The organism is Flavobacterium sp. C3NV (genome assembly GCF_046825355.2).
GTDB lineage: Bacteria > Bacteroidota > Bacteroidia > Flavobacteriales > Flavobacteriaceae > Flavobacterium.
In genome coordinates this window covers 108,620-132,353 of record NZ_JBKQBJ020000014.1, presented here as the reverse complement: position 1 = coordinate 132,353, position 23,734 = coordinate 108,620, and the positions used below count along the sequence as shown (strand labels likewise).

Here is a 23,734-nt window from a genome sequence, read left to right as displayed (position 1 = left end):
ATTTGCCAAATAAAACAAGAATCAAATAAACGATTGATCGAATAAACCTATCTTTGCACAGAATTTTAGTACTTAAAACTAAATTCTTAATACCTAAGATATGTTATTCGAAGATTTATCACTTTCAAAAAGTATACAAAAAGCCGTATTTGAAGAAGGCTACCTAAACCCTACTCCTATTCAGGAACAATCTATTCCGATTGTTTTGGCAGGAAGGGATTTAATTGGTTGTGCCCAAACCGGTACAGGAAAAACTGCGGCATTTGCAATCCCAATCATACATCAATTACACCGAATTGTAGGCTCAACAAAAAAAGCCAAGGTAATTCGTGCTCTAATAGTTACTCCAACTCGTGAATTAGCAGTTCAAATTGGTCAAAGTTTTGACACTTATGCCAAATATACCAACCTGACTCAATTGACGATTTTTGGAGGAGTTTCGCAAAACCCTCAGGTTGACGCGCTGAAAAACGGAGTTGACATTCTAGTCGCTACACCAGGAAGATTACTGGATTTACAAAAACAAGGTTTCCTTGATTTAGATCATTTACACACTTTAGTTCTCGACGAAGCAGATCAAATGCTGGATATGGGCTTTATCAATGATGTAAAAAAGATCGTAAAACTGACTCCTAAAAACCGTCAGACTTTATTGTTTTCTGCAACAATGCCTATTGCGATTCGTGAATTGGCCGAAATGTTTTTGCAGGATCCTGCAAAAGTTGAAGTTTCTCCGGTTTCATCTACAGCAGAAAACGTAGAACAACGTGTTTATTTTGTTGAAAAAACAGAGAAAAGAAATTTACTATACCATCTTATAAAAAACGAAGATTTATCAAACGTACTGGTTTTTTCGAGAACCAAACACGGCGCTGATAATGTTGTAAAAGCATTGCGTAAAAAAGATATCCCTGCAGAAGCTATTCACGGTGATAAATCGCAAAATGCAAGACAACGTGTTTTAGATGCTTTTAAAAACAAAGAAGTTGGTGTTCTTGTTGCCACAGATATTGCGGCAAGAGGAATTGATATTGACCAATTGCCATTCGTTATCAACTTTGATTTACCTAACATTCCTGAAACTTACGTACATAGAATTGGACGTACAGGTCGTGCCGGAAACGGTGGAGTTGCGATTTCGTTTTGCAGCAAAGACGAACATGGTTACTGGAAAGACATTCAGAAATTGATAAAAGTAGATGTAAAAACAATTACAGATCATCCGTATCAATGGCACGCGGGAAGCCCTGAAGCAGCTGCAGAAGAGAAACCTAAAAACTCAAACCGAAGCGGTGGTGCTCACAAATCAAGAAAATCAAACGCTTCTAAGCAAAATAAAAAACGCTGGTATTAATACCACTAGCAATTGAACACTAATTTCACCAATTGACACTAATTTAAATCTGTGTTAATTAGTGAAATTAGTGTTTAATATCTATTCTTATACAACTTAGTGAGTGAGGCTTTTTGCTTCATGTATCAAGTAGCTTATAATCTTAAAAAGCTTAACAGGTTCAAAAGGTTTGATGATAATATCATTCATACCTGACGAAATTGCTTCATCTGTTATTTCATCTTTATCAAAAGCAGTCAGTGCTACAATAGGCGTTTTTATGCCTTTTAAGCGAATTCTTTTAGTCGTTTCAAAACCATTCATCAAAGGCATATTAATATCCATTAAAATAAGGTCAAAATCTTCTTTGTTTAATATTTCCAAAGCTCCGAAACCATCGTCTACTACTTTACAGATATAATTATTCTTTTCGATAATTTTCTTTGTAACGAGTTGGTTGATCAGATTATCTTCGACTATCAAAATTTTATACACTTCACTTGAAGTCAAATCTACCTCAATTTCATCTATAATATTTTTGGTCTTTTGCGGATCATACTCAAAAGGAATTACAAATGTAAATGAAGTTCCTTCGCCAATAGTACTCTTTAAACTAATCGTGCTTCCAAAAAGTCCTAACAATCGTTTTACAATACTCAGGCCTAATCCCGTTCCCTGGTAATCTTCATCTTTCCGGCCAACCTGAACAAATTTTTCAAAGATTTTACCCTGATCTACGATCGCAATTCCAACACCATTATCTTTAATTAAAAAATCAAGAAAATACATTTTTCCTTGTATATAATTGAGTTTTACGATAATTTCAACTTCTCCGTCTTTAGTAAATTTTAATGCATTACTTACTAAATTCATCAAGATCTGGGCGAGTCTTAATTTATCTCCAATTAAATATTCCGGAATATTGGGATCTATAGTTACAGAAATCTCATTATTATTTTTTTGAGACAAAAAAGAAAGAGAATTTTTGATCATTGTAATTTCATCTGAAATATTGAATGTCAAATTCTCTAATACCACTTTATTTTCTTCGATTTTATTAATTTGAAGAATATCGTTGACCAATGACAATAAATATCGGGCTGAAAATTTCAGGGAACTCAAATGCTGGCTTCTGGATAATTCTTTATGTTCTTCAAGCAGCATATTGGTAATTCCTACTACACCATACAATGGAGTACGCAATTCGTGGCTTATAGTCGAAATAAATTGCGTTTTGAGCAAAGAGGCCTCCTCTGCAATTTCTTTTGCTTTTAAAAGCTCTAAATTGTGTTTTTTCTTAAACCTGATATTCTTGATCAGCGTAATAATCAGAAAAAAAAGTATGAGGGAAATCAGGACAAACAAAATGACAATAATCCTTGATTTTTTCAGACTCTGGTATTGTGAATCTTTTTCATTCTCGATTTTATCAATTTGTCTTTTATATTCATCTAACTCAAGATTAAAACCGGCAATAGACGCTCGTTTGAGTTTCTCTTTATTCGTCATTTCATCTCTGATCATACTGTAAGCCAGCATGTTTTTGTAAGCATCCTCAAATTTGCGAATCTTATTCAAAAACTTCGAATACTCTAAATAAGCGTATAACAAATCTGTTTTTTCGTTTATAGACTCTCCGTAAGAAATAGCTTTTAAAAAATAGTTATTGGCCTTAGCATTATCATTTTTATCTGACCAGTACATTCCGTTCAAAAAATTCAACGCAACATCGTTTGATTTTCCTTTTAAATCCTTCTGATTTTTATTAATGTAATTTAGATAAGGTAACCCTTCGGCATAGTTACCTATTTTAAAATACGACCAAACAATATTAAGGTTTGTTATGGCAACTTCTTCAGCATATTTTGCATGGTCACCAAATTTTAGTGATTCTTTATAATAAGCAATTCCGTCACTATACATTTTTTTCTCAAAAAAACATAAGTTTCCTAAATTACTGGTGATCATCATTCGTAAGCTTACAATATTAGATCTCTTAGCATAGGACAAAGCTTTTTTGTAAAAAAAATTTGCTTTATCCACTTCACCCAACTCGTGAAAATTAATGGCTATTATATTGTAATTCCTGGAAATTAAAGTGTCATTTTTTATATTAAAAGCATGTTTTAAGGCAATACCGGATTTCTCTAAAGACTTTTCGTAATTGGTATTATCTAAATAGTCACAGGCTTGTTGCGTTAAATCTTTAACTTTTTCATTTGATGTAATATTAGTCTGCGCAAATAGCTCAGAACAAAATAAATTCAGAAAAACAAAAAATACAAAATAAAACCTGTAATAAGACATAATTGGGGAAATGTTTATTCAAATATACATTATTATAACTTCAAAATAACAGTATGTTTTTCATAATGAAAGTAATACTAATCAATATTTTTATCTCTATTATTTTGATTCTTACCAATTACAAATAGCACCAAATAAAAAACCGTAATGAAAGTTATCATTACGGTTTTTTATTATTTGAAAAGTATAAAACTATTTTTCTAACCTAAACTTCTTCAAGTCCTTCTATGTTTTCTCCTTTATCATCTTCCCATTGCCCGACAACCGACGTTGCCAAAGCATTTCCTAAAACATTGGTAGCACTTCTAAACATATCACAAAAGTGGTCAATTGGCAAAATCAAAGCGATTCCTTCCACCGGAATTTTAAACATTCCGCAAGTTGCTGCCACAATAACCAAACTCGCCCTTGGAACTCCGGCAATACCTTTACTGGTTAACATTAAAACCAAAAGCATAGCCATTTGTGTTCCTAAATCTAAATGAACCCCGTAAAACTGAGCGATAAAGATACTGGCAAAAGTCATATACATCATACTTCCGTCAAGGTTAAACGAATATCCTAGCGGTAACATAAAGGCAACGATTTTATCCTTTACTCCAAATTCTTCCAGTTCTTCTGTTAATTTAGGAAAAACAGCTTCGCTACTAGTTGTTCCAAAAGCAATTGCCAGTGGCCCAACAATACGTCTTAGCAATTCGGTCATTCTTCCTTTAAGGAAAATATAACCTACAGCAATCAGGACTACCCACAATGTACTGATTCCGACTAAAAATGATCCGAAAAATTTAAAGTAAGTAATAACTAATTCTTCTGCATCTCTAATAGCAAAAACTCCTGCAATGGCTCCAAATACTCCAATTGGAGCAAAGTTCATTACATAATTTACCATTTTTAAAACGATGTGAGACGCTTTATCAAAAGCGTTTATAATTGGTTTTACCGTATTTCCAAGTGAAGCAGCTGCCAGACCAAAAAAGATAGAAAATACCACGATTTGCAAAATCTCATTGGTTGCCAATGCTTCAAAAAGACTTTTAGGAACAATGTGTTCTACAAAATTCTCAACAGATAATATTTTTGTTTTTGCTGTAACCTCAGAAGCTGCAGCCATATCTACGTGATCTAATTTTAAACCTACTCCAGGCTCTAAAAGATTGACGTAAAATAATCCAATCAATAAGGATATAAAAGATGCTGTAAAAAACCATCCAAGAGCTTTTCCTCCTACTCTTCCAACCGTTTTTATATCACCCAATTTAGCAATTCCTACTACTAAGGTTGTAAAAACCAAAGGAGCGATAATCATTTGCACTAATCTGATGAAGATCGTAGCAAGCATTTTTATTTTATTACTAAAAGACAGTGCAGCTTCCTGCGAAATCGAATTATGGATCACAATTCCTAAAGTTGCTCCAAGCACCATTGCAATTATTATTTGCCCTGTTAATCCTTTAAGAAATGATTTTTTTTTAGTTTCTGTTACTTGCATTAATTTGTTTTATTTAGAATTAAAATATTAAGACCCTCACTGCCTTAATTTTTATTAATATGTTTTGTTGATTAAATAAAAATCAGCCAAAACAATTGCTGCCATTGCCTCTACAATAGGCACAGCGCGTGGTACAACACACGGATCGTGACGACCTTTGCCCGTCATTGGTGTTATATTTCCTTTATTATCTAATGAATCCTGGGTTTGCATGATCGTTGCAACAGGTTTAAAAGCTACTCTAAAGTAGATATCCATTCCGTTGCTGATTCCACCCTGAATTCCTCCTGAAAGATTTGTTTTTGTCGTTCCGTCAGGATTGTATAAATCGTTGTGTTCGCTTCCTTTCATTTCAGAACCTGAAAATCCGCTTCCGTATTCAAAACCTTTTACAGCATTGATAGAAAGCATTGCTTTTCCAAGTTCGGCGTGTAATTTATCAAAAACAGGTTCGCCTAAACCAACCGGAACGTTTTTAATCACACACGAAACTACTCCACCTACAGTATCTCCCTGTTTGCGGATATCGCGAATGTATTCTTCCATAATCGCTGCCGATTTTTCATCCGGACAACGAACAGGGTTACTTTCTATTTTAGAAAAATCTAAATCCTGATAAGGCGTATCTAAATGAATTGGCCCTACAGACGAAACATAAGCGTTAATTTTAATTTCAGGTAACATTTGCTTTGCAATTGCCCCTGCCACTACTCTGCTTGCTGTTTCACGAGCAGAACTTCTTCCGCCACCGCGATAATCACGAAAACCATATTTCTGGTCGTATACATAATCAGCGTGGCTTGGTCTGTAATTGTCTTTTATATGAGAGTAATCATCAGATTTTTGATTGGTATTCGGGATAATAAAACCAATTGGAGTTCCCGTAGTTTTACCTTCAAAAATACCAGATAAAAACTGCACTGCATCCGGTTCTTTACGTTGTGTTACAATTGCTGACTGTCCCGGTTTTCTTCTGGACATTTCAAGTTCAATTGCTTCTAAATCAAGTTCAATTCCTGATGGACAACCATCAATAATTCCGCCTAAAGCTTCACCATGAGATTCTCCAAATGTTGTAACTTTATAAAGGGTGCCGTAGCTATTTCCTGCCATTGTAATTAGTTTTGAGCAAATGTAAGTTTTATGAATTAAATTAAAAAATTTAAAATTAGTATTATTAACTAAAGGTTAAGTAGTTTAAAAATCACAATTTATTAAAATTGTGGCCAAATTGATAACCTTTTGATAAAATATCTCCGCTCAGAGTTTCTTTTATTTGTTAAACTTCAAAAAAAGAAAAATTGAAAAAACGAAATGTTGAATTGGTCATTCTTTCAGATGTCCATTTGGGAACTTACGGAAGTCACGCTAAAGAACTAAACAACTACTTATCAAGCATTAAACCCAAAACATTAGTCTTAAACGGCGATATAATTGATGCCTGGCAGTTTCGAAAATCATACTTCCCTAAAGCACATTTAAGAGTCATTCAACGTATCATCGGGATGGCATCTAAGGGCACAAAAGTGTATTATATTACTGGAAATCACGATGAAATTCTTCGAAAATTCAGTGATATGAATATGGGAAATTTTTCTCTGGTGGATAAACTGGTTTTAGAATTAGACGATAAAAAAGCCTGGATTTTTCACGGAGATGTTTTTGACGCATCTGTCCAGCACTCAAAATGGATCGCAAAACTAGGCGGATTAGGTTACGATTATCTTATTTTGAGTAATCGATTTGCTAATTGGTGTTTGGCAAAATTAGGCCGCGAACCGTATTCTTTTTCTAAAAAAATAAAAGCAAGCGTAAAAAAGGCGGTTAAATTCATTTCAGACTTCGAAACCACCGCTACAGATCTGGCAATAGAAAAGAAATACGATTACGTAATTTGCGGACATATACACGAACCAAAAATCATTACTAAAGAAAACAAACACGGATCTACCTTATATTTAAATTCCGGAGACTGGGTCGAAAATCTTACTGCATTAGAATACCACAAAAAACGTTGGAAATTATATTCGTATACCGAAAGTAATTTTACCGAAGAAGAAAACCTTTTTGAGATGGAAGATATTCTAAGTTCACAATTAATCTCCTCCATAATTCTGAAGAAATAACCTAAGAAAAAGATTTCAAAAAAAACGCCTAATCCCGCATTATAACTGAAACATAAGGCTTTAACAAAATTTGATTAGAACGCGAAAATGTGAATTATATAACAATTTTCAAAAATATTATACGTTTGTACATTACACGTAACTGTACATTTGAAAAAAATTAAATAACCATTTTTATGAAAAAAATCATTTTATCTGCCTTCATGCTATTAGGATTAGCATTTACAGCTCAATCACAAGAAATTTCAAAACATGCTTTAGGAGTACGTTTAGGAGATAACAACGGATTTGGTGGCGAGGTATCATATCAATTAGGCTTAAGCCAAAAAAACAGACTTGAATTTGATTTAGGTTTTAGAAATAGCAGTAACGTAGACGCCATTAAAGGTGTTGCTCTTTACCAATGGGTTTGGAACATCGACGGAGGTTTTAACTGGTATGCTGGTGTTGGTGGTGGTATTGCTGCATGGGATCACGATTACTACAACAACAATTTCAAGTATAACGACAGTGGAACTTACGTATTTGCAGCTGGAGATATCGGTATAGAATACAGATTTAGCGAAGCACCTATTACACTTTCATTAGATGCAAGACCAGAAATTGGTTCTGGATACTATGACGATGACAATTTTGGATTTGACGTAGGTTTAGGAGTTAAATTTAGATTCTAAATTAAAACTAAAAAATAATTGTAAAAAGAAATCCTGTCGTTGAAAAGCGACAGGATTTTTTTATTCTAAATATTATGTAACCACAATCCCGATAGCAAATTTTTTTATATAATGTATACTCAGAAAACGCAAAGTTCGCAAAGCTTTCTATTGTTAGCTTTGCGAACTTTTGCGTTTATTTTACAAAACCCAATGTATAAAAACCTTGCGTGCTTCGCGGTTAAACTCAAAGCTCAGCCTGACAAAAAGCTTATTTAATGATAATCTCTTTTTTCGAATGCACTTTTACCACCGTATAAGGATAAGTAATCACCTGCATTACCATGGCATCCGGAGCAGGACTAACTTCTTTTATTGTAATGATAATATTCTTATCGGTTTCTTCTACTTTTTCAACCCCAATAGAGTATCCGCCGGTGTTTTTCTCCCCCATATTCAAGATAACATAATTCGAATTACTAATATCATCCTGTTTCATTTTATCTTTTAAAAGCGGGTCGTTTTCCAACATTTTGATTTCATTAGGTTCTGTCAAAATTTCAAAAAACTTAATATTTCCACCGCCGTCAGATTGTTCCGTTAAAACTTCATACAAAACTTTCGAACCTGAATCTGCTGTTTTTTTTGCTCCGCAAGAAATCAAAACAAAAATTACTAAAACCGAAATTACTTTTTTCATTTACGAGTATTTTAAAATTATGTTTTATTCTTTATAATCGTCTATTGCTTTTTGATACAAAGCTTCATACTTAGGCAATATATTTTTGATATCAAATTTCTTTGCTACTTCCAAGGCATTTGCTTTAAATTCATTCAGCGTTTTATCGTCTTTAAGAATCTTGATTGCATTTGCCGCCATTTCTTCTACATTCCCAACATTACTCAAATATCCCGAAATACCATCAAAATTAACCTCAGGCAAACCTCCCGAATTACTCGAAATTACCGGAACACCGCAAGCCATAGCCTCTAAAGCTGCCAAACCAAAACTTTCTGTTTCTGACGGAAGTAAAAACAAATCCGTCAGACATAAAATCTTATCGATTTCATTACTGTTTCCAAAGAAAATTACCTTATCGTAAATTCCAAGTTCCATACATAAAACTTCCGCTTTTTCTTTTTCAGGACCATCACCTACCATCATCAGTTTAGCAGGCATTTCCTTCTGGATATTATAGAAAATCTTAATAATATCCGGAATACGTTTTACCTTTCTAAAGTTACTAATATGGGTAATGATGCGCTCATTTTCCTTCGCCATTACAGATCGGTGACAAGGTGCAAGCGGATCTTTTTTCATCTTATCCAACTCAATAAAATTCGGAATCACTTTAATTTTATTCTTGATTTTAAACAACTTCAAAGTATCATCTTTCAAACTCTGCGAAACAGAAGTTACATAATCAGATTTATTGATACTAAACGTCACTGCCGGCTTATAAAAAGGGTGATTTCCAACCAGTGTAATATCAGTTCCGTGAAGCGTCGTAATCATCGGCAGATTAATTCCTTCATTCTTCAGCATTTGCTTCGCCATATAACCCGCATAAGCGTGAGGAATAGCATAATGCACGTGCAAAACTTCAATCTTATATAATTTCACCATATCAACCAATTTGCTTGACAAAGCCAACTCATAAGGCTGATAATGAAAAAGAGGATATTCAGGAACGTTTACTTCGTGATAATGAACATTAGGATTCAAAAGTGCCAACCTAACCGGCTGACTATAAGTAATAAAATGGATTTCGTGTCCGCGTCTGGCTAATTCAAGACCTAATTCTGTAGCAACTACGCCACTACCGCCAAATGTCGGATAACAAACTATAGCTATTTTCATGTATTAAATTTAATACTACGAAAGTACTCAAAAATAGCATTTAATCGAAGATTTAGATTGTTAGATTTTTGTGAAGATTAGATCTGTCAGAGTATTAGAACATTAGATATTCAAAACAATTATTCTACTAGTATCACCTTCAGCCTTAGAGTAGTCGAAGTACTTTACATTCATAATTTAAATTAGAAGCAGAAGATGCATTTTCCAAAAGACCACTCGTCCCGCTGTCCGTTATATCTTTTATGTCCGCCGCGGCGGACATAAAAGGATATCACTTCCATCGGGGCTAGATTAGAGGTTTTTGTTTTTATAAGAACTTTTTTGTTTTGCGTTTAGTAAACCCGTTAGATTTGTCGCGATCATCTTTGTCAAAGTTTTCAACTTTGACAAAGATTTCTAGCCGCAACAGAACGTAAAAAAACCTAACAGGTTTTAAAACTCTGTTAGGTTTGCAGCAAAAAAGACACAAAAATAAATTTCATGCTTCTTCTATATTTTTTTATGTTTTAAAATTAAATTCTCCTTTCAAGGCCTTAGGTATTTCTTCCTTGTTTTTAATTTTATTATAAACTTTCAAACCTTTTTTCTTTCCATCTTCATCATTGTTTTGTTCTGCTATCTTTATCAGACTCAAAGAATAATGAATATTAAAATTATCATCATTTTTAAACTTAGACGCACATTCTTCAAAATGAAGTACAGCTTCTGTGTAATTTTTATTCAATGTTAAAAGTATTCCGTATAATAATTCCGTCTGATTTTTAATTTCAGAATCTCGTTTACCATACTTTTCAATCGAGATTTTAATATTTTCCAAACCTTTATCAACATCTCCAATCATTGGTGCGGTTAAAGCAAAACCATAATAACCTTCGGGATTATCAGGAAAAAAAGTTATCATCTCACTGTATTTTTTTCTAGCCAAATCCACCTTTCCAAGCATCAAACTAGTCATTGCCAAATTTTGTTTAAATTCTATTGACTTATTGTTCGCAAGACTATCTGCCATATAATAGCATCCTATAGCAAGATCATATTTATTTTGCAATCTTAAAGTATATCCAGCCCAAAAATAGGCATCGCATTGTGTTGAATCTTTTTTAACAATATCTAAAAAAATCCTTGTTGATACATTCTGATATTTTTTGTATTGTAAAGTTCTAAATCCTAAATCATAAAGTTCTAATATCTTAGCATCATTAGTTTCACAATATCTCTTTTGTCCCGCCATGTAATTCTGCGAAAAAATAAAATTACAGGTTAAAAATGTTAGTAATAAAAATACTTCTTTCTTCATGTGTTTTTAGCTTCTAATTTTCTATAAAACTAATTATTTTATCCAAAATATTTTTCTTTTTTTTTAAACCACAAAAAAAGGCACAAAATCTAAATTTCATGCCTTTCAAATATATTATAAATCTATCTTAGAAAAATCTGCTGTGCCAGCTATCGGCAGCAGGAACTTCCCAGGATTCGTTGTATTCTTCGATATTATTTACAAGATTATTAAAAACAATCGTATTCTCAGAAACCGATTTATCTTTCACCATTTTCTTGAAATCAATTAATGGCTTGTGAGCTATGTGTTCACCAAGTTTAAAAGTCACGTTCATTTTATCCAGTAAATCAACGTTGTATTTTTTCTCCAAACTCTGGATAAATTCTACCGAACTATCTATAGAACATCCTGTAGCTGCCTGCACATCCTGATTTACAGCCAAAATAATGAATCGGTTGTATTTTAGTTGGTACGAAGCTTCTAAACTTGTTCCGTGTGCTGCCCAGCCTTCAACGAAAGCTTTCAGGTCAGTTTCTATTTCAGAAAATTCTTCCTCAGAAAATTTTCTGTTCGATTGGTAAATCCAGATTTTGGATTCGCCAGGTAAATCTTCAAAAGGTATATACATTTTAATTTTAGATTTTAGATTGTTGATTTTAGATTCACAAGTAGTTTCAGGTTTAAGGTTTCAAGTTAAAAAACTGAGAACCTCAGTAACTTAGCAACTCAGAAACTTAGTTAAAGATCCTGTGCATTAGCTATTAACTCCGCGATATCCATTACTTTAACCTGTCCTTCCTTCTCCTGATGTTTAATACCATCAGTTAACATTGTATTGCAAAACGGACAACCTGCTGCAATAATATCCGGTTTTACTTCCAGAGCATCTTCTGTACGTAATACGTTTACTTCTTTGTTTCCGGGTTCAGCATCTTTAAACATTTGTGCTCCACCCGCTCCACAGCATAAACCATTTGCCTTAGAACGTTTCATTTCGACCAATTCCACATCAAGTTTTTCGATTAAATCCCTTGGTGCTTCATAAACTTTATTGGCTCTTCCTAAATAACAAGGATCGTGAAAAGTGATTTTTTTCCCCTTAAACTGACCTCCTTCAACAGTTAATCTTCCGTCATCCATTAACGACTTTAAAAACTCAGTATGATGTACTACTTCATATTGACCACCTAATTCAGGATATTCATTTTTTAAAGTATTAAAACAATGCGGACAAGCCGTAACAATTTTTTTAGCCTCATAAGCATTTAGAACCTCGATATTCATCATGGCCTGCATCTGAAACAAAAATTCATTTCCGGCACGTTTTGCAGGATCTCCGGTACAACTCTCTTCAGTACCCAGAACCGCAAAAGAAACATTCGTACGATTTAAGATTCGCACAAATGCCTTTGTAATTTTTTTTGCTCTATCATCAAAACTTCCCGCACAACCTACCCAAAACAAAACTTCTGGTTGTTTTCCTTCGGCCAGCATTTCTGCCATTGTTGGTACTACTAAACTTTCTGACATCTTCTTTTTTGTTTAATCGGCTAATCGTTAATTTGGTTAATCGTTGTAAAACGAATCTTCAAACTTCACTAAAACCGAAAAATTATTTTATTCTATCAATTAAACGAATTAACGATTAACCGATTAAACTACAATTTTAATTTTCGTTTTTCCAATTCAATCTGTCTTGTTGATTGTATTGCCAAGGTGCACCATTGTTTTCAATATTTGTCATCATCGCATTCAATGACATTGGCGCAGCACTTTGCTCCATCACCAAATAACGACGCATATCCATAATAATAGACAACGGACTAATATTTACAGGACATTCCTCTACGCAAGCATTACATGAGGTACAAGCCCACAATTCTTCGGGAGTAATATAATCGTTTAATAATGTTTTATTATCCGGAACAAAAACACCTTTATTGGCATCAATATTTTTTCCTACTTCCTGTAAACGGTCTCTTGTGTCCATCATAATTTTACGAGGAGACAATTTTTTACCTGTTTGATTCGCCGGACAAGCTGATGTACAACGACCACATTCCGTACAAGTATATGCGTTTAATAACTGAACCCAGTTTAAATCCTGAACATCACTTGCTCCAAATTTAGTTGGCGCAGCGTTTTCATCTACCGGAGCAGCCGCAAACGGATCTGCGTTTGGATCCATCATTAATTTTACTTCTTTAGTAACCGATGCCAAATTATCAAACTGACCTTGTGGTTCCAGGTTTGCAAAATAAGTGTTTGGAAAAGCCAAAAGAATATGTAAATGTTTTGAGAAGTATAGATAGTTCATAAAAACCAAAATACCCGCGATATGCAACCACCAAAAAACTTCAAACAGTAGTGCAACCAGTTCGTTTGAAACTCCGTTAAACATTGGCGCAATAAACTGACTTATTGGAAAGCTCCCTGCTTTATGAAAAGGAGAGAATCCTCCCGGAACATTTTGTAAATGCAAATCAGAAGCATTCATTAGTAAAAACAAAATCATCAAAACAGTCTCGAAATACAAGATGTAATTGGCATCACTTTTTGGAAAACCATTTAAATCCGGATTTATAAAACGTTTTAATTTAATTATATTTCTTCTGATCCAGAATACAATAACTGCAACCAGAACCAAAAATGCCAATATCTCAAACGCAGCAATAAGAACATCATAAACCACACCTAAATAAGGTGCAAAAATTCTATGTGTCCCAAATAAACCATCAATGATGATTTCGAGCAACTCGATATTAATAATAACGAAACCTACATAAACAACAATATGCAATACTCCGGCAACAGGTCGTTTCACCATTTTTGACTGCCCTAAAGCAATCATCGCCATATTTGCCCAACGTGCCTTTGGATTATCTTTACGATCTACATCAACTCCTAAGTTAATGTTTCGGATAATCTTTTTTACACTTGAAGCAAAAAAGCCAAAACCAGCTATTAAAAGTATAGCAAATAAAATATTGTCTAAATATCCCATTCCTTATTATTTTTTATCGGTTGAATTTGCATCTTCTGCAGGAGCTACGTAAGGTTTATTTTTCTTTCCAAAAAGAGAAACATTTACATAACGGGTTGGGTATAAACGAACATCCTGCAATAACAATTCTAACTCTTTTGAAGTCTTAGCCAAATTGTTATACAAAGCATCATCATTCAATAATTTACCAGCAGTACCTTTTCCTGAGTTTAAGTTACTCATAATACCGTCTACTTTAGCCAAAGTCTGGTTTAGGTTTCTAACTGTTTTTCCTAAATCGGCTTTGTTTAAAGAATCAGATATCTTATTGAAGTTGTTTGACATTTTGTTAAAATTTGTCACTACTCCATTAATCTGACCTTTGTTAGTATCTAAGATAGTATTCAAAGTTCCTGAGGCTCTATGAAATTGCTCCATAGTCTGGCTTAATTCTGCCAATGATTTTTTTAGATCTTCCTGCCCTTTTTTATCCAATACATTATTTAGTCCGGAAACCAGAGTATTAATATTAAGAAGCATTAAATCTAATTTTTGCTGAATTGGTTCGATTTTACCTCCCAGAGATTCTGTTAATCCCAGTTCTACTGTAGATGAAAGCGTTTGCCCTTCTTCAGCAGGATCTTTATCTGCAAGATTAGGTAAAATCTTAATTTGTTTTCCGCCAATTAAACTTGGAGAATACAAAGCAGCTTTACTTGTTTTTGAGATTGGGAAATCTGTTTTTAACTGAAGTTCAACTAGTAATTTACCAGTTACTTCGTTTATTGTAATTTTACTTACTTTACCAATTGAAAGTCCATTTATGGTAACGGGTGCTGATGGTGACAAATCCTCAACATTATTATATTCTACATATAATGTCTTGTAATTTGTAAAAAGGTCTTTACCTTTTAAAAAGCTGTAGCCCCAGATAAATAATAAAATTGACGCGATGACTAAAATAGCCGTTTTAATTTCTCTTGTTAGTTTCAAAATTCTTAGTGTTTGTACAAAATTAATATAAATATTCGAACTAAAGGCTATTATTTAATAGCGTCTTGAATACTGATCTTTTCTCCGTCTTTAGTTGCAACTAAAAAAGAAGCTCCATATCCTTTATCCTTAGCTTCTTCTAAATATTTTTTTGCAGCTGTATAATCTGAAGTTTCCTGGTAAAAATATTTATAAATATTATTTTCGTATATCATTGTTACATTTTTTAGTCCTTTAAAATTTTTAGGTTCTAAAGGTGTTTTTTTAATGCTGGCAATAAGCTGTACTTTAAAGAATGTTCCTTTTGGAGTATTCTTAGCAACGGCAGGAGCTTCAACCACCTTTGCTTTTACCGGAGTAGTATCTCTTACTGGTCGCGCATCGTTTGATTCATTAGACCCGGAACCAAAATATTCTCTTTTATAACTCAAAATTGCTTCGGCAATAGCTTTTGCAATGTCGTTTTGCCCTTCTTCAGAATTTAAAATATTTCCTTCAGTAGGATTAGAGATAAATCCTGTTTCTACTAAAACCCTTGGCATATAAGCTTTATGAAGTACCATAAATGGTGCCTGCTTTACTCCTCCCTGTCTTAGTTTTTTTCCCAGTTTTTCAAAATTATCTTCAATTTTGCTGGCCAGCGAAATACTATTGTCCTGATATTCTTCCTGCATTAAAGTCAATCCAATCATAGATTCCGGAGAATTGGGATCATAACCTTCGTATTTACGTTTATAATCTTTCTCTAAGGTAATAACCGAGTTCTCTTTTTTCGCAGCCTCAAGATTCGATGCCAGTTTACTTAAACCCATTACATATGTTTCTGTTCCGTCGGCAGCCGTATTTTTATTGGCATTACAGTGAATTGACACAAAAATATTCGAATTTGCTCTGTTTGCAATATTGGCTCTTTCGACCAAATCGATAAAAACATCTGTTTTACGAGTATAAATCACATTAACATTGGGCGTACTTTCTAAAATTTTACCAACTTTTAAAACAATAGCCAAAGCAATATTTTTTTCAATCCGTCCGCTATAAACAGCTCCAAAGTCATGATCTCCATGTCCAGCATCAAGTGTTACCTTAAAAACATTTGACTGGCTGTATGCACAAAAAGACAATATCGTTAGAAAAAAAGTAAATATTACTTTAATTTTGTTAAATCTGTTCATAAATCTAAAAGTTAATTTTAATAAAACGTAACTGCTATAATTTTTACAATTGATTATTTTTGACAAAAAATTATATGTAAGTTTGACATGTCAAAAAACAAGCCATAATTTTACAAAAATAGCATTTAAACCTTTGCATACAAACTTATTTAATATCGTTTTATTATCATTTTTCCTAACATTAGGATGTGGTAATTTATATTCGCAAGAGATAAAAAACAAAAAAAAGCCGTTACCAACTGTAAAACAAACAGATAAACCCAAAACTGTTGTTCCAGATCTAACACCGGCTCCTATTGCTGATACCATAAAGTTAGATACTGTTAAAACTAAAAAGAGCGCTTTAGATGCTGTTACGAAGTACAAAGCTAAGGATTACGCCAAGTACGACAGGAAAAATAAAACGCTTACTTTATATAATGAAGCCGAATTATATTATAAAGATGTCGAACTAAAGTCGGGTATTATTGTTTTAAACCTCGAAAAAGATGAAGTTTATGCTGGTCGTATAAGAGATTCTGCTGGTGTTTTGATACAATATCCAAATTTTAAACAAGGTCCAAGCGAAGTTCAGCCTGATTCTATCCGATTTAATTTTAAAACCAAAAAGGCTTTAATTTATAATTCAAGGACAGAACAGGGAGAATTTAAAATCAAAGCGGCCATCACCAAAAAAGAAAACGATTCGGTTTACTTTTTAAAAGGCGCGCGTTTCACCACTGCAAAAGACATTGACGATCCTGAATACTATTTCAGAACCAACAAAGTAAAATTCGTTCCTAATAAAAAGGTTGTTGTAGGTACCACTCAAATGGTAATTGCAGACGTACCAACTCCGCTAGTATTGCCTTTCGCTTTTTTCCCAATGACTAAGGAGAGAAGTGTTTCCGGTATTATCGTACCAAGTTATAATGACTCAAATACAAGAGGTTTTTCATTGCAAAACATGGGTTATTATTTTGCTTTAAGCGATAATTATGATTTAACGGTATTAGCAGATTATTATACCAACGGTAGTTACGCCATGCGTTTTGAGTCGGCGTACGCCACCAGATACAAATATCGAGGAAACCTTAATGTTCGTTTTGAGAACCTGATCAACAGCGAGCGAGGTTATCCTGACTACAGTAAAGAAAACATTTACAACATTCAGTGGTCTCATTCAAAAGATTCAAAATCGAATCCAAATTCAAGTTTTTCTGCTTCCGTAAATATGGGTAGTAGTAAATACTTTAAGCGATCGATTAACCAGGCCAACGTAGGTTCGAATTTAAACAATACTTTAAATTCATCTATTTCATACAACAGAACCTTTAATACCATACCGCAAGCTCGTTTTTCATTAACAGCAACACATTCGCAAAATACACAAACAGAGCAAATTCAAATGACATTACCGACTTTGCAAGCCAGTGTCGATCGTGTATATCCGTTTGTTGGAAAAGACGGGGTTAAAAAAGGTTTTATCAAAAACATTAACTTACAATATAATCTAAGCGGTAAAAACAATATTACCACTACAGATTCATTGTTCTTTAAACCACAAATGTTTAGGGATGCTCAAATAGGAATGCAGCACAGTATCCCTATTAGTACCAATTTTAAAGTATTTAAATATTTTAGTGCAGGAGCTTCTACCAACTATCAGGAAACCTGGGTTACCAAAACTATTGATAAAAATTATGATCCGGATAAAGGTCAGGTCGTAAATACAACTGTTAATGGTTTTGACGCTTTTAGAACCTATAATTTCAGTACGAATTTAGGAACTACGATTTACGGTACGTTTAATTTTGGAAGCGACAAAAGAATCCAATCCATTCGTCACGTAATGCGTCCGACTGTTACTTATTCGTACACTCCAAGTTTTGATCAATATTATAATAATTATACGGTTGATGCTACCGGAAGAATTTCGAATTACTCAAGATTTGATGGCGGTATTTTTGGAGCTCCGGGTAAAAGCAATTCTAATATTGTATCCTTTGCATTAAGCAATACTTTTGAAGCTAAAGTAAGAGACAGGGACAGCACAAAAACAGAACCTAAAAAGATCATGCTGTTAAACAATTTAAACTTCAGCACGAGTTATAATTTTAATGCTGACGGAAAAGAAAGTTTAGCATGGCAACCGGTTCTTGTAAGTGGTGGAACACAACTTTTTGATAATAAAATGAATGTGAATTTTGGTGCTACATTAGATCCGTACGCGATCGATAATGGCGGGGCCAGAATTAATACTTATAATATTGATAATGGCGGGAGTTTATTTAGAATGACCAGCGCTAACGTTACTTTAAACTATTCGTTTTCTAATAAAGGAAACGGAAAAGAAGAGGAAAACAAGCAAAGTGAACGGAACGGAGGTCGTAAAGATGATTTATTTGGAACAAATACTGATTTGAATGACAGCCGAAACAGTCAGTTTGCCAATCAAAAAGATGACGAAGATGACGTTATAACCGAATTCTTTAAAGCAAAAATACCTTGGGATATGACAATGGCTTATTCATTGACCTATTCGAATGTAAATCGCGAAAACAAAATTACAGGAAACTCTATCATGATATCTGCTAATATGGATATTACCCCAAAATGGAAAGGCGGAGTTTCTACCGGTTACGATTTTGTACAAAAAGGGGTTACTTTTACGCAATTCCGTTTTGAAAGGGATTTATTAAGCTGGAGAATGGCGTTTAACTGGAGTCCGCTGGGTGTAAACTCAAACTGGAACTTCTTTATCGGAATCAAATCCGGAATGCTTAGCGACATTAAATGGAACAAACGAAGCACTTCTAACCGATAAGCAATCATTAACTTAAACCTTAAAATATTTTTAGTGATTATGAAACTGGATTTTCAAAAATTTAAATCTTAATTTCATGATCTCTAATTACATTATAATTCTTCTATTTAGTATTTAAAACTATTATCATGAAAAAAATCATCTTTACTGACAAAGCTCCGGCTCCAATTGGCCCTTACAATCAGGCTGTATTATCCGGAAATACACTTTATGCCTCTGGCCAGATTGCCATAAATCCAGCTTCGGGAGATCTTGTTACCGAAAATATAAATGATGAAACAACGCAGGTAATGCAAAATATTGCTGCCATTCTTGAGGCTGCAGACATGACTTTTGAAAACGTAGTAAAAGCAACAATCTTTATCATGGATATGAATAACTTTGCCGCTATAAACGCTATTTATGGGTCTTATTTTGATGAAAAAACGGCGCCTGCCCGTGAAACCGTTCAGGTAGCTTGTTTACCAAAAAATGTAAACGTAGAGATTTCTATAATCGCTGTACAATAGCATTTAAAAATAATTGTGCCGTTGCCTCATTTGTAGCCAGCGGCACATTATGCACATCGCAGATCCTGACCAGCATCTTAATATCTACTTCATGAGCATTGGTCACTAAAGGATCCGTAAACATAAAGACGACATTAATTTTACCCGCAGCTACTTTAGATGCGATTTGAGCATCGCCTCCCATTAAACACGGAAGCATCTTTTTTACTTTAAATCCTGATTTCTCAGCATTTCTTCCTAATATTCCTGTTGCAATAAGTTTTACTTTATCATGCTGAAGCGCAATTCCGTTTTTAATCAAAAACTGAATCATATCTGCTTTTTTATTATCATGAGCAATAATTGCAATTGAAGTTTGTTTTTTCATGATTTAGTAATAAATATAAATCAAATTTACATTAAAAACATGAGTAAAATTATTACAAATCAATGAATATCAAATATTTAAGAATACAGCAAAAAACAGTGTCAATTATATTAATATCATGAATTTTTCAGGCAACAAAAAACCGTTTCAGTAATGAAACGGTTTCGAGAATATATTTTATGATGTGAAATTCTATAATTGCAATGCGATAGCATTTAGTAACAACTGGGCAGAAGCTTCATTTGTTGCCAAAGGTACATTGTGTACATCACAAACACGAATAAGCATATTAATATCGACTTCATGAGCATGGCTCGCTAAAGGATCTTTAAAAAAGAAAACCATTTGCGTTTTACCTTCGGCTACACGCGCAGCAATTTGCGCATCGCCTCCCATTGGTCCTGAAAGCATTCTTTTTACCTTAAAACCGGCATTTACAGCCTTGCTTCCGGTAGTTCCTGTTGCAATCAGTTTAATATTTTCCTGAAGAAGAAGTGTTTTGTTTTTGTTTAAAAACTGAACCATATCTGCCTTCTTACCATCGTGAGCTATTATAGCAATTTCCATACTTACTTTTTAATTATTGATTAGCAACATGATAAGCAATCAATCCGTCAATAGGTCTTCTTAAAACATTACCTAACTGAAGTTCGTACTTATCAAATGTTTCCTGTAATTCGTCTTTTAGATAAAAAGCAATAGAACCTACAAAATGAACCGGAACTTCTTTACAGTTATCAAACTGTTTGATGTAGTTCTTTACAAAAGATTTCATCCCTTTAAAGATAATTTTTCTGCAAAACTCAGTGTCTTTGTGCTTGATTAAAAACTTAGCAAAAGTTGCTAAATAAGCATTTGGATTTGGTTCTTTGTATAATTTATTTTTGATAAAATCAGGATCTAAATCATATTCTTTTTCAAATTCTACTGCCAGTTCTTTAGGCATTTTATTGAAATAATATTTTCTGATTAATTCTTTTCCAAAAACATTTCCGCTACAATCATCCATAGCAATATAGCCTAATGATTGTACTTTTTGATGCAATACTTTTCCATCAAAATAACTGCAGTTAGAACCTGTTCCTAAGATACTCACAATTGCTTCTTCTCCTTTTGGAGTAGTTGCATAAACTGCCGCGTAGGTATCTTCATGAACTTCTACAATAGCATTTACAAAATATTCCTGGAATATTTGCGAAAGCTCTGTTTTCATTCTGTCAGTTCCACAACCTGCTCCGTAAAAGAACAAATGTGTAGCATTTTTTTTATTTTGTAAAATATCAAAACGGTCATTTAATCTTTCGATAATTTCAGGACCTTCAAGAATTTCAGGATTTAATCCTAATGTTTGTGTGGTGAATAATACTTTTCCATTATCATCAATTGCAATCCAATCGGCTTTAGTAGATCCACTATCAACTATTAATTTCATTTTATTTAGTTTTTGGATTAGTTTTTCTTTAACTAAATAAAAAGTGTATTTTTTACATTAATTAAAGACCTAACAAAATACGAAAATCCCGTTATTTTTAGGTAACGGGATTTTGAGTATAAATATAGTATTATTTTAAACCTGCGATATGCACAGATAAATCGATCAATTTAGAAGAGTATCCGTACTCATTATCGTACCAAGATACTAATTTGAAGAAAGTTGAATTTAAACCAATTCCTGCAGTAGCATCAACGATTGAAGTTCTTTTGTCAGAAATAAAATCCTGAGAAACAACTGCATCTTCAGTATATCCTAAAATACCTTTTAATTCATTTTCTGAAGCTTTCTTTAAAACAGCCATAATTTCTTCGTAAGAAGTTTCTTTAGCTACTTTTACAGTTAAATCTACTACAGAAACGTCAGCAGTAGGAACACGGAAAGACATTCCAGTTAATTTTCCATTCAAAGCAGGAATTACTTTTCCAACTGCTTTTGCAGCTCCTGTAGAAGATGGGATGATGTTGATGCTTGCAGCACGTCCACCTCTCCAGTCTTTTCTTGAAGGACCATCAGCAGTCATTTGAGTTGAAGTTGTTGCGTGAACAGTTGTCATTAAACCTTCAACAATTTCGAAATTATCGTGAATTACTTTAGCTAAAGGAGCTAAACAGTTTGTAGTACAAGAAGCGTTAGAAACTACTAAATCAGTAGCTTTTGCACTTTCGTGGTTTACTCCCATTACAAACATTGGAGCATCTGCAGAAGGAGCAGAAATAATTACTTTTTTAGCACCACCTTTAATGTGCTCATTTGCAGTTTCGATAGTAGTGAAGATACCAGTACATTCAGCAACTACGTCAACATCAACTTCGTTCCATTTTAAGTCAGCTGGATTTCTTTCAGCAGTAATACGGATATTTCTTCCGTTTACGTAAAGTTTTCCTTCTTTTACTTCTACAGTTCCGTTGAAACGACCGTGAACTGAATCATATTTTAATAAATAAGCTAAGTGATCAACATCTAATAAATCGTTGATTGCTACAACTTCTACATTATCTCTATTGAAAGTTTCTCTAAAAACGATTCTTCCGATACGTCCGAATCCGTTTATTCCTAATTTTACTTTTGACATTTTACTTAATTTTTGCTTTTGTTTTTATTACACTAATTTAAAGTCTAATTTCCTCACAATAAACTTCTTTCCTTTTTAAACTTTTATTTTATGTTGACATGATATCAGATACTCTCAACAATTCTCTATCAATTTCAGATTTACCTTTAATTGCTTGTTCAAGAGGTGTCAGGGCAACTTTATCTGCCTGAAGACCTACCATGTAATTTGATTTACCTTCGATTAAAGATTCTACTGCTTTTACACCTAAACGGCTTGCCAGAACACGGTCGAAACAAGATGGAGAACCACCACGCTGCATATGTCCTAAAACAGATACCCTTACATCATACTCAGGTAAATTAGCTTCGACGTAATCTTTTAATTCGAATACGTTTTTACCAATTTTATCTCCTTCAGCAATAACAACTATACTTGATGATTTTCCTGAAGCTTTACTTTTTTGAAGAGAGTCTAATAATCTGTCTAAACCTAAATCTTCTTCAGGAATAAGAATTTCTTCGGCACCAGCGCCAATTCCTGCATTAAGAGCAATGTGACCTGCATCTCTACCCATAACTTCTACAAAAAACAGACGGTTATGAGAACTTGCTGTATCTCTAATTTTATCAATACAATCTACAACAGTATTTAAGGCAGTATCATAACCTAAGGTATGACTTGTACCAAAAATATCATTATCAATTGTACCCGGAATTCCCATTACAGGAAAACCATATTCTGAATTGAAAATTAATCCTCCGGTAAAACTTCCGTCTCCTCCTATTACAACAAGAGCATCAACTCCTGCTTTCAATAGATTTTCGTGGGCTTTTTTTCTACCTTCCGGTGTTCTAAACTCAACTGAACGAGCTGATTTCAGGATCGTTCCGCCTTTGTTTACAATATTATTTACGCTACGAGGTCCCATTTCTTTGAAATCTCCTTCGATCATTCCCTGATACCCTCTATAAATTCCTATGCATTCTATATTATGATAAGCACATGTTCGAACAACTGATCGTATTGCAGCATTCATTCCTGGCGAGTCTCCTCCCGAAGTAAGAACACCAACTTTTTTTATTGTTTTTGGCATTATTTAAGTATTAAAGTGTAAAATTAACAAACATTCAGCACTTTTCAGGTGATGTTTATCATTAATTAATAAAATTTGTTAAATTCAAACGTTTTCGTTAATAAGTTTTTCGATAGTAAAAATTTCATTTAAAATAATAAAACGTGCTTATTTTAATTAAATCTTTAAAATTAACAATACATAAATGAAGTGTTATAAAAATTCGACA

Annotated in this window: 21 protein-coding genes; 5 read left to right on the top strand and 16 right to left on the bottom strand. The window is 33.5% G+C overall.

Annotated features, from left to right (window positions below):
- Window positions 1-100: 100 nt before the first annotated feature.
- Window positions 101-1,354 carry a DEAD/DEAH box helicase gene (locus ACIDC4_RS18825; RefSeq protein WP_230039639.1) on the top strand — a complete coding sequence of 418 codons (1,254 nt, stop codon included), beginning with the start codon at window positions 101-103 and terminating at the stop codon, window positions 1,352-1,354.
- Window positions 1,355-1,450: 96 nt separating this feature from the next.
- Here the strand turns inward: ACIDC4_RS18825 and ACIDC4_RS18820 are convergent, their stop codons facing one another.
- The 3 genes from ACIDC4_RS18820 to aroC form a co-directional block, all read right to left on the bottom strand.
- Window positions 1,451-3,640: a response regulator gene (locus ACIDC4_RS18820; protein WP_412044888.1), complete on the bottom strand. Its 2,190-nt coding sequence runs from the start codon at window positions 3,638-3,640 to the stop codon at window positions 1,451-1,453.
- A gap of 205 nt (window positions 3,641-3,845) precedes the next feature.
- Entirely contained in the window at window positions 3,846-5,132 is a 1,287-nt protein-coding gene (locus tag ACIDC4_RS18815) for a dicarboxylate/amino acid:cation symporter (RefSeq protein ID WP_412044889.1), read from the bottom strand.
- Window positions 5,133-5,186: 54 nt separating this feature from the next.
- Window positions 5,187-6,245, bottom strand: a complete 1,059-nt coding sequence (gene aroC, locus ACIDC4_RS18810; RefSeq protein WP_194618908.1) for a chorismate synthase — start codon at window positions 6,243-6,245, stop codon at window positions 5,187-5,189.
- A gap of 188 nt (window positions 6,246-6,433) precedes the next feature.
- Between aroC and ACIDC4_RS18805 the strand changes: the two genes are divergently transcribed.
- Together ACIDC4_RS18805 and ACIDC4_RS18800 are read left to right on the top strand one after the other, a co-directional pair.
- Window positions 6,434-7,258, top strand: a complete 825-nt coding sequence (locus ACIDC4_RS18805; RefSeq protein WP_194618910.1) for a UDP-2,3-diacylglucosamine diphosphatase — start codon at window positions 6,434-6,436, stop codon at window positions 7,256-7,258.
- Between the two features lie 176 nt (window positions 7,259-7,434).
- Window positions 7,435-7,932 (top strand): hypothetical protein, encoded by a 498-nt coding sequence (locus ACIDC4_RS18800; protein ID WP_072965142.1) that lies wholly within the window; start codon window positions 7,435-7,437, stop codon window positions 7,930-7,932.
- Window positions 7,933-8,182: 250 nt separating this feature from the next.
- Here ACIDC4_RS18800 and ACIDC4_RS18795 read toward each other — a convergent pair whose 3' ends face one another.
- The 8 genes from ACIDC4_RS18795 to ACIDC4_RS18760 form a co-directional block, all read right to left on the bottom strand.
- Window positions 8,183-8,611 carry a protease complex subunit PrcB family protein gene (locus ACIDC4_RS18795; protein WP_412044890.1) on the bottom strand — a complete coding sequence of 143 codons (429 nt, stop codon included), beginning with the start codon at window positions 8,609-8,611 and terminating at the stop codon, window positions 8,183-8,185.
- A gap of 24 nt (window positions 8,612-8,635) precedes the next feature.
- Window positions 8,636-9,772 carry an N-acetyl-alpha-D-glucosaminyl L-malate synthase BshA gene (bshA, locus tag ACIDC4_RS18790; protein WP_412044891.1) on the bottom strand — a complete coding sequence of 379 codons (1,137 nt, stop codon included), beginning with the start codon at window positions 9,770-9,772 and terminating at the stop codon, window positions 8,636-8,638.
- A gap of 499 nt (window positions 9,773-10,271) precedes the next feature.
- Window positions 10,272-11,069: a tetratricopeptide repeat protein gene (locus ACIDC4_RS18785; RefSeq protein ID WP_412044892.1), complete on the bottom strand. Its 798-nt coding sequence runs from the start codon at window positions 11,067-11,069 to the stop codon at window positions 10,272-10,274.
- Between the two features lie 127 nt (window positions 11,070-11,196).
- A complete protein-coding gene (locus ACIDC4_RS18780) occupies window positions 11,197-11,679 on the bottom strand; it encodes an ABC transporter ATPase (protein ID WP_072959947.1) in 483 nt (160 codons plus the stop codon).
- Window positions 11,680-11,789: 110 nt separating this feature from the next.
- Window positions 11,790-12,581 carry a (Fe-S)-binding protein gene (locus tag ACIDC4_RS18775; protein WP_412044893.1) on the bottom strand — a complete coding sequence of 264 codons (792 nt, stop codon included), beginning with the start codon at window positions 12,579-12,581 and terminating at the stop codon, window positions 11,790-11,792.
- 136 nt (window positions 12,582-12,717) lie between these two features.
- Window positions 12,718-14,055: a 4Fe-4S dicluster domain-containing protein gene (locus tag ACIDC4_RS18770; RefSeq protein ID WP_412044894.1), complete on the bottom strand. Its 1,338-nt coding sequence runs from the start codon at window positions 14,053-14,055 to the stop codon at window positions 12,718-12,720.
- A 6-nt stretch (window positions 14,056-14,061) separates the two neighbouring features.
- On the bottom strand, window positions 14,062-15,027 hold the full coding sequence (locus ACIDC4_RS18765; protein ID WP_412044895.1) for an MlaD family protein: 966 nt from the start codon (window positions 15,025-15,027) through the stop codon (window positions 14,062-14,064).
- 50 nt (window positions 15,028-15,077) lie between these two features.
- Entirely contained in the window at window positions 15,078-16,202 is a 1,125-nt protein-coding gene (locus ACIDC4_RS18760) for an N-acetylmuramoyl-L-alanine amidase family protein (protein ID WP_121320297.1), read from the bottom strand.
- 82 nt (window positions 16,203-16,284) lie between these two features.
- On the opposite strand from ACIDC4_RS18760, the gene ACIDC4_RS18755 reads away from it, so the two are divergent.
- On the top strand, window positions 16,285-19,008 hold the full coding sequence (locus tag ACIDC4_RS18755) for a putative LPS assembly protein LptD (RefSeq protein ID WP_412044896.1): 2,724 nt from the start codon (window positions 16,285-16,287) through the stop codon (window positions 19,006-19,008).
- Window positions 19,009-19,136: 128 nt separating this feature from the next.
- Window positions 19,137-19,517, top strand: coding sequence for a RidA family protein (locus ACIDC4_RS18750; protein WP_412044897.1), 381 nt, complete (start codon window positions 19,137-19,139; stop codon window positions 19,515-19,517).
- Here the strand turns inward: ACIDC4_RS18750 and ACIDC4_RS18745 are convergent.
- The 5 genes from ACIDC4_RS18745 to pfkA all read right to left on the bottom strand — a co-directional run bounded on the left by ACIDC4_RS18745 (window position 19,498) and on the right by pfkA (window position 23,526).
- Complete coding sequence (locus ACIDC4_RS18745; RefSeq protein WP_412044898.1) at window positions 19,498-19,884, bottom strand: methylglyoxal synthase; 387 nt, start codon at window positions 19,882-19,884, stop codon at window positions 19,498-19,500. The two genes, ACIDC4_RS18750 and ACIDC4_RS18745, sit on opposite strands and share 20 nt — an antisense overlap.
- A gap of 192 nt (window positions 19,885-20,076) precedes the next feature.
- Entirely contained in the window at window positions 20,077-20,451 is a 375-nt protein-coding gene (locus tag ACIDC4_RS18740) for a methylglyoxal synthase (protein WP_065450326.1), read from the bottom strand.
- Window positions 20,452-20,464: 13 nt separating this feature from the next.
- Window positions 20,465-21,316, bottom strand: a complete 852-nt coding sequence (locus tag ACIDC4_RS18735; RefSeq protein ID WP_230039652.1) for an N-acetylglucosamine kinase — start codon at window positions 21,314-21,316, stop codon at window positions 20,465-20,467.
- Between the two features lie 130 nt (window positions 21,317-21,446).
- Window positions 21,447-22,451: a type I glyceraldehyde-3-phosphate dehydrogenase gene (gap, locus tag ACIDC4_RS18730; protein ID WP_065450328.1), complete on the bottom strand. Its 1,005-nt coding sequence runs from the start codon at window positions 22,449-22,451 to the stop codon at window positions 21,447-21,449.
- 88 nt (window positions 22,452-22,539) lie between these two features.
- Entirely contained in the window at window positions 22,540-23,526 is a 987-nt protein-coding gene (gene pfkA, locus ACIDC4_RS18725; protein ID WP_055096466.1) for a 6-phosphofructokinase, read from the bottom strand.
- Window positions 23,527-23,734: the final 208 nt, after the last annotated feature.

Coding starts and splice junctions, on each gene's coding strand:
- ACIDC4_RS18825 (WP_230039639.1), top strand. CDS start 101: ATGTTATTCGAAGATTTATCACTTTCAAAAAGTATACAAAAAGCCGTA.
- ACIDC4_RS18820 (WP_412044888.1), bottom strand. CDS start 3,640: ATGTCTTATTACAGGTTTTATTTTGTATTTTTTGTTTTTCTGAATTTA.
- ACIDC4_RS18815 (WP_412044889.1), bottom strand. CDS start 5,132: ATGCAAGTAACAGAAACTAAAAAAAAATCATTTCTTAAAGGATTAACA.
- aroC (WP_194618908.1), bottom strand. CDS start 6,245: ATGGCAGGAAATAGCTACGGCACCCTTTATAAAGTTACAACATTTGGA.
- ACIDC4_RS18800 (WP_072965142.1), top strand. CDS start 7,435: ATGAAAAAAATCATTTTATCTGCCTTCATGCTATTAGGATTAGCATTT.
- ACIDC4_RS18795 (WP_412044890.1), bottom strand. CDS start 8,611: ATGAAAAAAGTAATTTCGGTTTTAGTAATTTTTGTTTTGATTTCTTGC.
- bshA (WP_412044891.1), bottom strand. CDS start 9,772: ATGAAAATAGCTATAGTTTGTTATCCGACATTTGGCGGTAGTGGCGTA.
- ACIDC4_RS18785 (WP_412044892.1), bottom strand. CDS start 11,069: ATGAAGAAAGAAGTATTTTTATTACTAACATTTTTAACCTGTAATTTT.
- ACIDC4_RS18780 (WP_072959947.1), bottom strand. CDS start 11,679: ATGTATATACCTTTTGAAGATTTACCTGGCGAATCCAAAATCTGGATT.
- ACIDC4_RS18775 (WP_412044893.1), bottom strand. CDS start 12,581: ATGTCAGAAAGTTTAGTAGTACCAACAATGGCAGAAATGCTGGCCGAA.
- ACIDC4_RS18770 (WP_412044894.1), bottom strand. CDS start 14,055: ATGGGATATTTAGACAATATTTTATTTGCTATACTTTTAATAGCTGGT.
- ACIDC4_RS18760 (WP_121320297.1), bottom strand. CDS start 16,202: ATGAACAGATTTAACAAAATTAAAGTAATATTTACTTTTTTTCTAACG.
- ACIDC4_RS18750 (WP_412044897.1), top strand. CDS start 19,137: ATGAAAAAAATCATCTTTACTGACAAAGCTCCGGCTCCAATTGGCCCT.
- ACIDC4_RS18745 (WP_412044898.1), bottom strand. CDS start 19,884: ATGAAAAAACAAACTTCAATTGCAATTATTGCTCATGATAATAAAAAA.
- ACIDC4_RS18740 (WP_065450326.1), bottom strand. CDS start 20,451: ATGGAAATTGCTATAATAGCTCACGATGGTAAGAAGGCAGATATGGTT.
- ACIDC4_RS18735 (WP_230039652.1), bottom strand. CDS start 21,316: ATGAAATTAATAGTTGATAGTGGATCTACTAAAGCCGATTGGATTGCA.
- gap (WP_065450328.1), bottom strand. CDS start 22,451: ATGTCAAAAGTAAAATTAGGAATAAACGGATTCGGACGTATCGGAAGA.
- pfkA (WP_055096466.1), bottom strand. CDS start 23,526: ATGCCAAAAACAATAAAAAAAGTTGGTGTTCTTACTTCGGGAGGAGAC.